The organism is Necropsobacter rosorum, from assembly GCF_964241405.1.
Classification (GTDB): Bacteria; Pseudomonadota; Gammaproteobacteria; order Enterobacterales; family Pasteurellaceae; genus Necropsobacter; species Necropsobacter rosorum.
Genome location: NZ_CAXSXF010000005.1, coordinates 168202 through 180038, shown reverse-complemented (window position 1 = coordinate 180038; position 11837 = coordinate 168202). Strand labels below are relative to the sequence as shown.

General features: G+C 51.2%; 10 protein-coding genes, 2 tRNA genes, 1 rRNA gene and 1 other RNA gene. 10 read left to right on the top strand and 4 right to left on the bottom strand.

Annotated elements, in window-relative coordinates; translation table 11 throughout:
• Positions 1-123: 123 nt before the first annotated feature.
• The 3 genes from rrf to ACESOH_RS10245 all read left to right on the top strand — a co-directional run bounded on the left by rrf (position 124) and on the right by ACESOH_RS10245 (position 436).
• A 5S ribosomal RNA gene (gene rrf / locus ACESOH_RS10255) occupies positions 124-239 on the top strand.
• A 12-nt stretch (positions 240-251) separates the two neighbouring features.
• A tRNA-Asp gene (locus ACESOH_RS10250) sits at positions 252-328 on the top strand.
• Between the two features lie 32 nt (positions 329-360).
• Positions 361-436: transfer RNA gene (locus tag ACESOH_RS10245), tRNA-Trp, on the top strand.
• Between the two features lie 253 nt (positions 437-689).
• Here ACESOH_RS10245 and ACESOH_RS10240 read toward each other — a convergent pair.
• The 4 genes from ACESOH_RS10240 to ACESOH_RS10225 are packed head-to-tail and all read right to left on the bottom strand — an operon-like array spanning position 690 to position 4979.
• Entirely contained in the window at positions 690-1859 is a 1170-nt protein-coding gene (locus ACESOH_RS10240; protein WP_373101021.1) for an FAD-dependent monooxygenase, read from the bottom strand.
• Between the two features lie 17 nt (positions 1860-1876).
• A complete protein-coding gene (gene ubiH, locus ACESOH_RS10235; protein ID WP_373101020.1) occupies positions 1877-3070 on the bottom strand; it encodes a 2-octaprenyl-6-methoxyphenyl hydroxylase in 1194 nt (397 codons plus the stop codon).
• Positions 3071-3080: 10 nt separating this feature from the next.
• Positions 3081-4406: a Xaa-Pro aminopeptidase gene (gene pepP, locus ACESOH_RS10230; RefSeq protein ID WP_373101019.1), complete on the bottom strand. Its 1326-nt coding sequence runs from the start codon at positions 4404-4406 to the stop codon at positions 3081-3083.
• A gap of 15 nt (positions 4407-4421) precedes the next feature.
• A complete protein-coding gene (locus ACESOH_RS10225) occupies positions 4422-4979 on the bottom strand; it encodes a YecA/YgfB family protein (protein ID WP_032093829.1) in 558 nt (185 codons plus the stop codon).
• A gap of 141 nt (positions 4980-5120) precedes the next feature.
• Here ACESOH_RS10225 and ACESOH_RS10220 point away from each other — a divergent pair, with 141 nt between their 5' ends.
• The 7 genes from ACESOH_RS10220 (at position 5121) to polA (ending at position 11780) form a co-directional block, all read left to right on the top strand.
• Positions 5121-5423, top strand: coding sequence for a cell division protein ZapA (locus tag ACESOH_RS10220; RefSeq protein WP_032093841.1), 303 nt, complete (start codon positions 5121-5123; stop codon positions 5421-5423).
• A gap of 79 nt (positions 5424-5502) precedes the next feature.
• Positions 5503-5700, top strand: a non-coding RNA gene (ssrS, locus tag ACESOH_RS10215) — 6S RNA.
• A 23-nt stretch (positions 5701-5723) separates the two neighbouring features.
• Positions 5724-6293: a 5-formyltetrahydrofolate cyclo-ligase gene (locus ACESOH_RS10210; RefSeq protein ID WP_373101018.1), complete on the top strand. Its 570-nt coding sequence runs from the start codon at positions 5724-5726 to the stop codon at positions 6291-6293.
• A gap of 119 nt (positions 6294-6412) precedes the next feature.
• On the top strand, positions 6413-7192 hold the full coding sequence (locus ACESOH_RS10205; protein WP_032093827.1) for an amino acid ABC transporter substrate-binding protein: 780 nt from the start codon (positions 6413-6415) through the stop codon (positions 7190-7192).
• A 22-nt stretch (positions 7193-7214) separates the two neighbouring features.
• A complete protein-coding gene (locus ACESOH_RS10200; protein ID WP_373101031.1) occupies positions 7215-7898 on the top strand; it encodes an amino acid ABC transporter permease in 684 nt (227 codons plus the stop codon).
• 14 nt (positions 7899-7912) lie between these two features.
• Positions 7913-8665 (top strand): amino acid ABC transporter ATP-binding protein, encoded by a 753-nt coding sequence (locus ACESOH_RS10195; RefSeq protein WP_373101017.1) that lies wholly within the window; start codon positions 7913-7915, stop codon positions 8663-8665.
• Positions 8666-8906: 241 nt separating this feature from the next.
• A complete protein-coding gene (gene polA, locus ACESOH_RS10190) occupies positions 8907-11780 on the top strand; it encodes a DNA polymerase I (RefSeq protein WP_373101016.1) in 2874 nt (957 codons plus the stop codon).
• Positions 11781-11837 lie beyond the last annotated feature (57 nt).

Here is an 11837-nt window from a genome sequence, read left to right as displayed (position 1 = left end):
TTAGAAGTGAAACGCTGTAACGCCGATGGTAGTGTGGGGTTTCCCCATGTGAGAGTAGGACACCGCCGGGTTTTAATTATTTTATTAATCTGTTTAATTAAGCAGATTAACAAAATAAATTTTTTTGGCAGCGATAGTGCAGTGGGCCCACCTAACCCCATGCCGAACTTAGAAGTGAAACGCTGTAACGCCGATGGTAGTGTGGGGCTTCCCCATGTGAGAGTAGGGCACTGCCAAATACCATTTTTAGCGGAGTGGTAGTTCAGCTGGTTAGAATACCTGCCTGTCACGCAGGGGGTCGCGGGTTCGAGTCCCGTCCATTCCGCCAATTTATTCAATTCTACTACAGGTAGATTCTCCAGGGGCGTAGTTCAATTGGTAGAGCACCGGTCTCCAAAACCGGGTGTTGGGAGTTCGAGCCTCTCCGCCCCTGCCATCATTTCTATATTTCAATTCTTTTCTATTTAATTAATCAAATATAACCAATATATTTCTGCCCAAAATCAGCTTATTATTTCAAGGGCTGATGTCGGATATTGTCATTATTTTTGTGTATCTGAATCTAACTAGGTCGGCGGTTTGCCGGTTTTTGGGGTCAGTAAAAATTGCGAGAAATCTGCACCTTAATAGGTTGGGAGGAAGTCGTGAGTTTTGCGATGCAGATTTATTCTACGTTTACCATCAATAATTTATATTCCTGTCGCTTCTTTAATCAATTGTTCTTTTAATAGGCTCAGGTGATTGGTGGTGTTCAATCCGATACCGCGGATAAGTTTTTTCAGCGGATTATTGCCGGAAAATAAATCTTTCAGACCTTGCATGGCAAGCAGCATTTTTACCGCATCGGTTTTACGCCAGCGTTCATAGTGACGCAGGTGACGATATTCGCCGATATTAACGCCAAGCGCCAGATTTTTCTGTATTTCCTGTGCGAGGGCGGCCGCATCCTGAAAACCGAGATTAACTCCCAGTCCGGCAAGCGGGTGAATGGTGTGGGCGGCATCGCCGAGCAGTGCGATCCGGTTTTGGGCAAAGTCACGGGCATAGCGGGCGGTCAGCGTAATCGACTGCCGTTCCGATTGCAGGCGGCACAGGCCGAGCTGATTATCAAAGGCGACGGTTAAGCGCTTATTAAATGTTTCTTCGGAACAGTGTACCAGCTTCTGCGCCTGTTCCGGCGGTAATGACCACACGATAGCACACAGGTTTTCTTGATGCAGCGGTAAAAAGGCCAGAATGCTGTCGCCGGCAAATATCTGTCGGGCGCAATGGCCGTGCGGTTCAGCGGTTTTTACATTACAAACCAGCGCGCAATGGCCGTAATCACGAAACATCAGCGGAATATCCGCCTGTTGTCGAAGCCATGAGTTAGCGCCGTCCGCGCCGGCCACCAGTTTTGCCGAAAGTATCTCGCCGTTATTCAACGTCAGTACGGCGCTGTTTTCCGCAACGCCCAGCGTTTGCGGAAGTGCGGTGATAATTTCGGCATTTTTTTGTTGCCGCACTTTTTGCCACAGAACATGTTGAATCAGATGATTTTCGACAATATGCCCGAGATGCGGAATGCCTAATCCCTGCGTGTCAAATTGGATCTGGGCGAAACTGTCTTTTTCGCGAACCGCCATGCGATCATAGCTTGTGGCGCGTAATTGCAGCAATGGCTGCCACACGCCCAGTTCATGCAGCAGGTTTTGGCTTGCCGGATTGATTGCACTGACCCGGAATGAGACCTGTTCTATCGGCGTTTGCGGTGGATAACCTTCAATCACGGCAATGGTTAACGCGCTTTTTTCCAGACTTGCCGCCAGTGCCAGACCGACCATTCCGCCGCCGATAATGGCGAGATCAACATTTTTCATTTTTTGTCACCTTATGCTTAACGCCACCCTAATGCCGGTTTGGCGAAATGCCGTCTTAATAATGCGGACTGCGATAATGCCATTAATCCCAGATTCCGCCCGATCTGAAGCGGCAATAACTGATTGGCAAAAACCGATAATAACCCGTCAGTCAGGCGCATCATTTGCTGTTGATCGGCGATACGGTTTTGTTGGTATTGCTGTAAGCCGTGATAATCACCGATATCCTGTTGCACTGAGTATTGCCGTGCGAGTATTTCTGCCAGAGACATCACATCGCGAATCGCTAAATTAAATCCCTGACCGGCGATAGGGTGTAATGTTTGTGCCGCATTACCGATTAACGCAATCCGGGATTGAATATGCTGACTGGCTCGATAAAGATTTAACGGATAGGCGGCGCGTTGGCCGCATTGCTGCAATTTGCCGAGCCGCCAGCCGAACCGCCGTTGCAGCGCCGCCAGAAACGCCTGATCGTCCAACTGTAATAATGGCTGCGGCCGTTTTACGCACCACACCAGCGACATGAGGTTATCCCGCATGGGCAATAGTGCGATCGGCCCTTCATCGGTAAAGCGCTCAAACGCTCGCTGATTATGCGATTGCTGTACTTGAATGTTACTGATGATCGCCGTTTGCCCGTAAGCATGAAGCAAATCCATCTGAATGCCCGCAGCACTGGCCGCCGTCGATTGCGTGCCGTCCGCCCCGACCAGTAATTGCGCGCTTAAAGTGCGGTCGTTTTTTAGCGAGATTTCAACGCCCGTTTGTGAACGGGCGATCCGGTCAATATCCGCCGGCGCAAGATAATCGATATTCGGGTATTGTGCCATGGCGTTGAGCAGCACATCACCGGCGCGGCTGAGTTCGATCACTGCTCCGAGCTGTGCGAGTTGGAATTCGTCGGCATTGAATTCGACGATACCGCTGTGTCCTTTGTCAGAAACATGAATCCGTTTAATTGGCGTGGCAAACGGCTGAAGTTGCTGCCACAGGGTTTGTCCGTCGGGCAGTCGGATGCTGTCGAATTGCCGGCAGCTGCCGTGTGATAACGCGATGGTACGCGCATCGAAACCGCTGTTCAGATGCTGATGCGGCACCTGTTTTTCCAGTACCGCGATGCGGATTCGACCTTGGCTTCGGGCGCTTAACGCCAGCGCCAGGGTCGAACCGGTCATCGCACCGCCCATAATAATCAGATCGTAATGCATAGCCTGTGGATTATCGTGTTTCCGCCATTAATCGTTCAATATCCTCTATTTCCTTCGGTGCCGCGCCGGTGAGGATTTTATTGCCGTATTCCGTGATCAGAATATTATCCTCAATGCGAACCCCGATGCCGCGGTATTGCGCCGGAATATCGGCATCGGCAGGAATATATAAACCGGGCTCGACGGTCAGCACCATTCCGCTTTCCAGCGGGCGATCGCGCAGGCTTCGGTCGGCATCGGGATGATGCCGGTTGTGATAGCGGCCGACATCGTGTACATCCAGACCGAGCCAGTGACCTAAACCGTGCATATAGAAGCGGCGGTAAGCCTGATTTTCGATCAGCATAGTTTCATCGCCGTGCAGAATGCCCAGTTCAATTAAACCGCGTACTTTGATTCGAATCACTTCATCGTTGGCCTGCTGAATGGTATTTCCCGCCACTAATAATTCGATCGCCCGTTTCTGCGCGGCTAACACCAGTTGGTAAATATCCCGCTGTGCCGGGCTGAATTTTCCGTTCACCGGAAATGTGCGGGTAATATCGCCGGCGTACATGGCAAATTCGCAACCGGCATCAATCAGCACCAGTTCGCCGTCTTTTAATGCTTGATCGTTTTCCGTGTAATGCAGAATGCAGGCGTTCGAGCCGCTGGCGACAATGCTGTTGTAAGCGGGGTAACGGGCGCCGAAGCGGGCGAATTCGTGCAGCATTTCGCTTTCGATTTCATATTCTAAGCGATTGGGGCGGGTCTGCCGCATTGCGCGGATATGCGCAAGGGCGGAAATCTGCCCCGCTTGCTGCATTAATGCCGTTTCGCAGCGGGATTTGAACAGGCGCAGTTCATCCAGTATCGGCGCCCAGCATAAAACTTGTGCAAAATGCACCGCACTTTGTGTCAGCAGCTGATCGCCCCAAGGCTGTTGCGCCGCTTTATGATAAAGTGCGGTGAGATTTCGGGTTAATTCGGCAAAGCGCGGGGCAAATTCGTCTATCTCATAGGCGGCATCGACATTCAGCGCTGTCGGGGCGTTTGCCACCCCCAGCCGGCGACCGTGCCAGATTTCCTGTAAGGGGTCGGCGGGGCGTAAGAAAAGTATGCTGCGCGTTTGATTGTCGGTTTTCAGCAACAGCAGAACCGCGTCGGGTTCGTTAAAACCGGTCAGATACCAGAAATAGCTGTCCTGCCGGAACGGATAGCAGTTGTCATTGTTACGCACCTGTTCCCGGGCGGAAAAAATCACCGCGACGGAATTCTCCTGCATTTGGGCGAGGCTTCGGCGACGGCGCTGAACGAATTCTTCCGGCGCTATTTGTGTTGCGTAAGCGAGATCCATAGCCGTACTCCGCTATTAGTGCAGCCGCGGTTTGGCGGCTGCCGGGCGCGGGCGGAAATGGGTGTAAAGCAGCGCCGCTACCGTTCTGACATATTCGATAATTTCTTCCAGTGCTTCGGCCAGTTCTTCCGGGTTATCATTTTCGTCATATCCCAGTTGGGCGATATCCTGCAGATCGTCCAGCGCTTCGCCGATTTCGCCTTTTTCTTTGTCCAGATGCGGCTGATTAAGCCCTAAGCCGAGTAAAAAGTTGTTGCTCCATTCCGATAAGGCGTCGGCGCGCGAAAAAACATCGTCCTCTTCCGGCAGCCAAAGCTCAAAATTGAAACCGTCGATATCCGCCAGCATTTGCCCGATATGTTGATACAGTTTGTCAATATCCTGTAACAGTGCGGCCGGATAGGCGTGATTATCATTGGTAAACTGATAAAGCAGCGGCTGCCAGCGCTGATCATCAACGCCGCCGCAGAGTAATCCGCTTAAAAAGCCGTGCAGTTCGGCACAAGACAGGTCGATACCCGAATGGGTTAATTTTTGTTGTAATTCCGTGTAAGAAAGGAGCTGTTCTGTCATATTATTTTTCCTATGTAACGATATCAATAGTTTAACACCGTTCCGGTTATGCAACCACCAATCAGTTTGATTTTTTATGACGAAAAATGTTTGCTATGGCATAATAGCCGGCAGAGCAAACAGACCGAAGTAGGGGAGCTTATGTCGTCTAAAAGTATAGAATTGCCCGTCTTGGGGCAGGTGCTGCGCCTCAATTGTCCGGAAGAACAGCACGAGGCGCTGCGTCAGGCCGCCAGAGCGCTGGATCAGCGGGTGTCGGAAATGAAGGAGCGCACCGGTATCCTGCAGCTGGAAAAAGTGCTGTCGATTGTGGCGCTGAATCTCAGTTACGAATTAATTCAGGAACAGCAGAAAGCGCAATTAATCGAAAATGTCGTGGCGACGCGCATTCAGCAGCTGGATAATTCGCTGGAAAATATTTTGGCGCAGAAAGCGAATTTTTGAATAAATAATGACGGTTTAGCATCACAATTGCAAAATTAGTCTGGTCAATCAACGCAAATTAAGTTAGTATTATTTCAAAGTTTACCTGAGGTGTTCGCCAGTGGATTACGTCCCTGAGCCGATACTTTAAACTTTATGAATCGGTTTCCTATTGTTGGTGTGCATGCTTAACTTGACCTCCGGTCCTGATGTAAGAAGCCTGAAAACGATTATAACCGGTTCCCTTGAACCGTAGGGTTCAAGGACCGACCATTCACAGCGGCACCTCGGGTCCCTTCTTTTTCTATCCCCGGATATTCCATGCTTTCATTTCAATCAGGTTTACAGCAGCGCCGTCAGATTCGTGAGCAAATGCGAAAAATGCGCAATAAACTGACCGCACTTGAGCAGGCACAGGCAGAACAGCGCATCACCGAACAGGCATTGGCGTTAATCGAACGCAACCGTGCGCAGCATGTGGCGCTTTATTTATCGTTTGACGGTGAGATTTCAACCCGGTTACTGATTCACCGGTTATGGCAGCGGAATATCGGCGTTTATTTGCCGGTGCTGCACCCCTTTTGTCGCGGGCATCTGCTGTTTCTGCGCTATCAGCCGCAAAGCCGCATGACAGTCAATAAATTCGGCATTTTTGAACCGCACTTAAACGTGCTGCATGTCTTACCGACCGATAAACTGGATATGATTTTTACGCCGTTGGTGGCCTTTGATCAAGCCGGTAACCGTTTGGGCATGGGCGGCGGATTTTATGATCGCACCTTACAGCGGAACAACGTTATGTCCGTCGGTCTGGCGCACCGTTGTCAACAGGTGGAAAGCCTGCCGACGGAAAGCTGGGATATCCCGCTGGCACGGATTTTGATCGGTTAAATCACCTTCCTTGGCATAACATATTCCGGAAAGTTATTGGTAAAAAATGTTTTTTCTTTTACAATTTCCCGCATCTTTTATGGGGATGTCCCCGTTTTGTTTATTTTTAAGGAAAAATTATGTTGAAAAAATTAGCTGTTTTAGCCTTCTCGGTTTTCGCCCTGTCTGCCGTTGCGCAGGCTGCCGGTGATAGCTTATTGGACAGAATTAATCAGAAAGGAACTATCACGGTCGGCACGGAAGGCACTTACGCGCCTTTCACTTATCACGACGCCGGCGGCAAGCTGACCGGTTATGATGTGGAAGTTACCCGCGCGGTGGCGGAAAAATTAGGTGTTAAGGTGGATTTTAAAGAAACCCAGTGGGATGCGATGTTGGCGGGATTAAAGGGCGGCCGTTTCGATTTGGTGGCCAATCAGGTTGCGCTGACCACGCCGGAACGTCAGGCGACCTTTGACAAATCCGAGCCTTACAGCTGGTCGGGCGCCATGTTACTTGCCCGCAGCGATGAAACCCGCCTGCACAAGGTGGAGGATGTAAAAAATCTGCGCGCCGCCCAGACGCTCAGTTCCAATTACGGGGAACTGGCGGTGAAATACGGCGCGAAAATTGTGCCGATAGACGGTATGGCGCAGGGATTGCTGCTGATTCAGCAAAACCGTGCGGATGTGACTTTTAACGATTCGTTAGCCTTATTGGATTACCTGAAGAAAAATCCGAATGCCGGTTTGAAGCCGTTCTGGGAATCCGATGATAAAGTCGGCGCCGGATTGATTGTTAATAAAGGCAATCAGGAAGCGCTGGCAAAAATCAATGCCGCGATTGAACAGCTGCGTCAGGACGGCACCTTAAAACAGTTGGGCGAACAATTCTTCGGTAAGGATATCAGTGTTAACTAGTTTATTGACTGCATTGCCGTTTATGACCGAAGCCCGCGCGGATTTGGTGATAAACGGCTTTTTTCCGATGGTCAGTGCGGCGGTGCTGGTTTCCATTCCGCTGGCGGTGGTGTCTTTTTTCTTCGGCATGATCATTGCCGTTGCCGTCGCGCTGCTGCGGGTAACGCCGGTGAACGGCCTTTTTCACCGTATTTTGCTCGCCGTCGCCAAAATCTATATTTCCATTATTCGCGGCACCCCGATGCTGGTGCAGATTTCCGTGGTGTTTTACGGCTTGCCGGCGATCGGCGTATTTATTGATCCGATTCCCGCCGCGGTGATCGGTTTTTCTCTGAATGTGGGCGCTTACGGTTCGGAAACGGTGCGCGCGGCGATCCAATCCGTGCCGAAAGGGCAGTGGGAAGCCGGTTTTACTATCGGCATGAATTATATGCAGACCTTTCGCCGGATTATTGCACCGCAGGCCTTTCGCGTTGCCGTGCCGCCGCTGAGCAACAGCTTTATCGGGTTGTTTAAAGATACCTCGCTGGCGTCCGTGGTGACGGTGACGGAAATGTTCCGGGTGGCGCAGCAAATTGCCAATTCTTCTTATGATTTTCTGCCGGTATATATTGAAGCCGGCCTGATTTACTGGTGTTTTTGCTTTGTCTTGTTTGTGATTCAAGCGCGGGTGGAAAAACGCCTCAACCGCTATGTGGCGCGCTGAGGGAGAAATAACGCATGATTCAAATTCGTCATATTCATAAAAGTTTTGATCACCATCCGGTGCTGCGCGGCGTGGATCTGGATATTAAAAAAGGGGAAGTAGTGGTGATTCTCGGGCCGTCCGGGTCGGGGAAAACCACATTTCTGCGTTGTCTGAACGCCTTAGAGCTGCCGGAGCAGGGCACTATTACGTTTCAGAGCGAACCGCCGTTTAAGATTGATTTCTCGGCGAAATCCGTGCGTAAGGATATTTTAGCCCTGCGCCGCCGTTCGGGCATGGTATTTCAGCAATATAATCTGTTCCCGCATAAAACCGCGCTGGAAAATGTGATGGAAGGCCCGGTTCAGGTGCAAAAACGTGATCCCGCCACAGTGCGGGCGGAAGCGGAACAATTGCTGTGCAAAGTGGGCTTATCGGACAAAATCAATCTGTATCCTTATCAGCTTTCCGGCGGACAGCAGCAACGGGTCGGCATTGCCCGCGCCTTGGCGATTCAGCCGGAATTAATGCTGTTTGACGAACCGACATCCGCCTTAGATCCGGAATTGGTGCAGGATGTGCTGAATACCATGAAAGAATTGGCCAACGAAGGCCGAACCATGCTGGTCGTCACCCATGAAATTAAATTTGCTCTGGATGTGGCGGATTTGGTGGTGGTGATGGATGGCGGCATAATCGTCGAACAGGGCTCACCGCAGGCGTTATTCGCCAATCCGCAGCACGAACGGACGAAAGCGTTTTTGCATCAGTTAAGGGCGGATGAGTAAAAAGTGCGGTGAAAAAACGAAAAGTTTTGAGCGCTTCGCCACAGCCAATAGAAAGGACTGATGCCGAGATAATATCGGGCTCAGTCCTTTTCGTTTAGGCCGGTTCGCCGTTCATCACCATCACGCACAAACCGCAAAACGGTTTCGCGTTTGGGGCGTCGGGCCGCTTGAGACATTAGGTTAAACGGGGCGTTTGGTCTATAATGTGGCGCAGATTATTAACGCACAATACGAGAACAGTATGGCTAACATTGCAGAAAACCCGCTCGTCCTGGTGGACGGTTCGTCTTATTTATACCGCGCTTTTCACGCCTTTCCGCCGTTAACCAATTCCTTAGGCGAGCCCACCGGCGCGATGTACGGTGTGCTGAATATGCTGAAAAGTCTGATTTCGCAAGTTCAGCCCAGCCATATTGCGGTGGTGTTCGATGCCAAAGGCAAAACTTTCCGCGATGAAATGTTCGAACAATATAAATCGCACCGCCCGCCGATGCCCGACGATCTGCGTAAGCAAATTCAGCCGCTGCACCATATTATCCGCGCGCTGGGTATTCCGTTGCTGGTGGTGGAAGGCGTGGAAGCGGACGATGTGATCGGCACGCTGGCGATTCAGGCCTCAAAAAACGGGCAGAAAGTGCTGATCAGCACCGGCGACAAAGATATGGCGCAATTGGTGGATGATAACATTATGCTGATCAACACCATGAACAACCATTTGCTCGATCGCGACGGCGTGATTGAAAAATACGGCATTCCGCCGGAACTGATTATCGATTATCTGGCCTTAATGGGCGACAGTTCGGACAATATTCCCGGCGTGCCGGGCGTCGGTGAAAAAACCGCGTTGGGACTGTTGCAGGGCATTGGCAGCATGGCGGAGATTTATGCCAATCTGGACAAAGTGGCGGAATTGCCGATTCGTGGTGCCAAAAAACTGGGCGAAAAACTGCTGGCGGCCAAAGCCATGGCCGAATTATCCTATTTGCTGGCGACGATCAAAACCGATGTGGCGCTGGATATTCAGCCGGCGCAACTGACGCTGGGCGAATCTCAGAATGACAAACTGATCGAATATTTCGGCCGTTATGAATTCAAGCGCTGGCTGAATGATGCCATGAAGGGCGACAGTTCGGTAACGAACGGTAAATCTCACGCCGTTAAGATCAATCACTATCAGGCGACACCGCCGGCCGGCGAGCCGAAAAGTGCGGTCAAAAATCCGATAAAAATTGACCGCACTTTATATCAAACCGTGAATACGACGGAAAAACTCGAGCAGTGGATCGAGAAAATCAAGCAGGCGAAATTGATTGCCGTGGACACGGAAACCGATTCGCTGGATGCCATGCAGGCCAATCTGGTGGGTATTTCTTTCGCGCTGGAAAACGGCGAAGCCTGTTATATTCCGCTTGCTCACCGTTGTGAAGTGGCCGCCGAGGCGGACAGTGGGCAGGCGGATTTATTCGGCGAAACGGAAAACCCGCCGCCGACCCGGTTTGTAACCGCGCCGGATCAATTGGATAAGGCGGATTGTCTGGCGCGCTTAAAACCGCTACTGGAAAATCCGCAAATTCAAAAAATCGGCCAGAATATTAAATATGATCTGACGATTTTCGCCAATAACCATATCGACTTACAGGGCGTGGCCTTTGATACGATGCTGGAATCCTACATATTGGACAGCACCGGGCGTCACAATATGGATGACCTGTCGGCGCGCTACCTCGGTCATCAGACGATCGAATTCGAAACGCTGGCGGGCAAAGGCAAAAACCAGCTGACGTTTGATAAAATCGCTATCGCACAGGCCGCCGAATATGCGGCGGAAGACGCCGATGTTACGATGAAACTGCATCAAACATTATGGCATGAACTGGAACAAACCCCGGCGCTGGCGGAGTTGTTCAGCGCTATCGAACTGCCGTTGGTCGGCGTATTATCGCGGATGGAACGGCACGGTGTGCTGATCGACAGTCAAACCCTGCTGAATCAATCGCAGGAAATCAGTGCGCGACTGACCGCACTTGAAGCGCAGGTTCATCAGGCGGCGGGCGAACAGTTCAATCTGGCGTCCACCAAACAATTGCAGGAAGTGTTATTCAATAAACTGGGTCTGCCGGTGATCGCCAAAACGCCGAAAGGTGCGCCGTCCACCAATGAAGAGGTGCTGGATGAACTGGCACAGCAAGGCCATCAGGTGCCGAAACTGCTGATCGAACACCGCGGTTTGGCGAAGTTAAAATCCACTTACACCGATAAACTGCCGCAGATGATTAATCCGCGTACCGGCCGGGTGCACACCTCTTATCATCAGGCGGTAACCGCCACCGGACGGCTGTCCTCCAGCGATCCGAATCTGCAAAATATTCCGATCCGCAACGAAGAGGGGCGCCGCATTCGTCAGGCGTTTATTGCGCGTGACGGCTATAAAATCATTGCCGCCGACTATTCGCAGATTGAACTGCGGATTATGGCGCATTTATCTCAAGATAAAGGCTTGATTACCGCGTTCAGCGAGGGCAAAGATATTCACCGTTCCACCGCTGCGGAAATCTTCGGTTTGTCGTTGCAGCAGGTGAGCAACGAACAACGGCGCAGCGCCAAAGCGATTAATTTCGGCTTGATTTACGGCATGAGCGCCTTCGGCCTTTCCCGTCAGCTCGGCATTTCGCGTGGCGAGGCGCAAAATTATATGGATCTGTATTTTCAGCGCTATCCGGGCGTGCAAACCTTTATGCACGACATCCGCGCCAAAGCCAAAGCGCAGGGTTATGTGGAAACGCTGTTCGGGCGTCGCTTATATCTGCCGGATATTAACGCCTCCAGCGCCATGCGGCGCAAAGGGGCGGAACGGGTGGCGATTAATGCGCCGATGCAGGGAACCGCCGCCGATATTATCAAACGGGCAATGGTCGCCATTGATCAGACAATCCGGCATGACCCCGATATCCTGATGATTATGCAGGTACATGACGAACTGGTGTTTGAAGTGCGGTCGGAAAAAACCGAACAATACGGCGCACTTATCAAATCCCAAATGGAAAGTGCCGCGCAATTGGTAGTGCCGTTAATCGTCGATGTCGGCATCGGCGATAACTGGGATGAAGCGCATTAAGCCGGTTATGACGGCTCAGTCTCTGACTGAGCGGATAGCGATCGGATTATCTCGCGC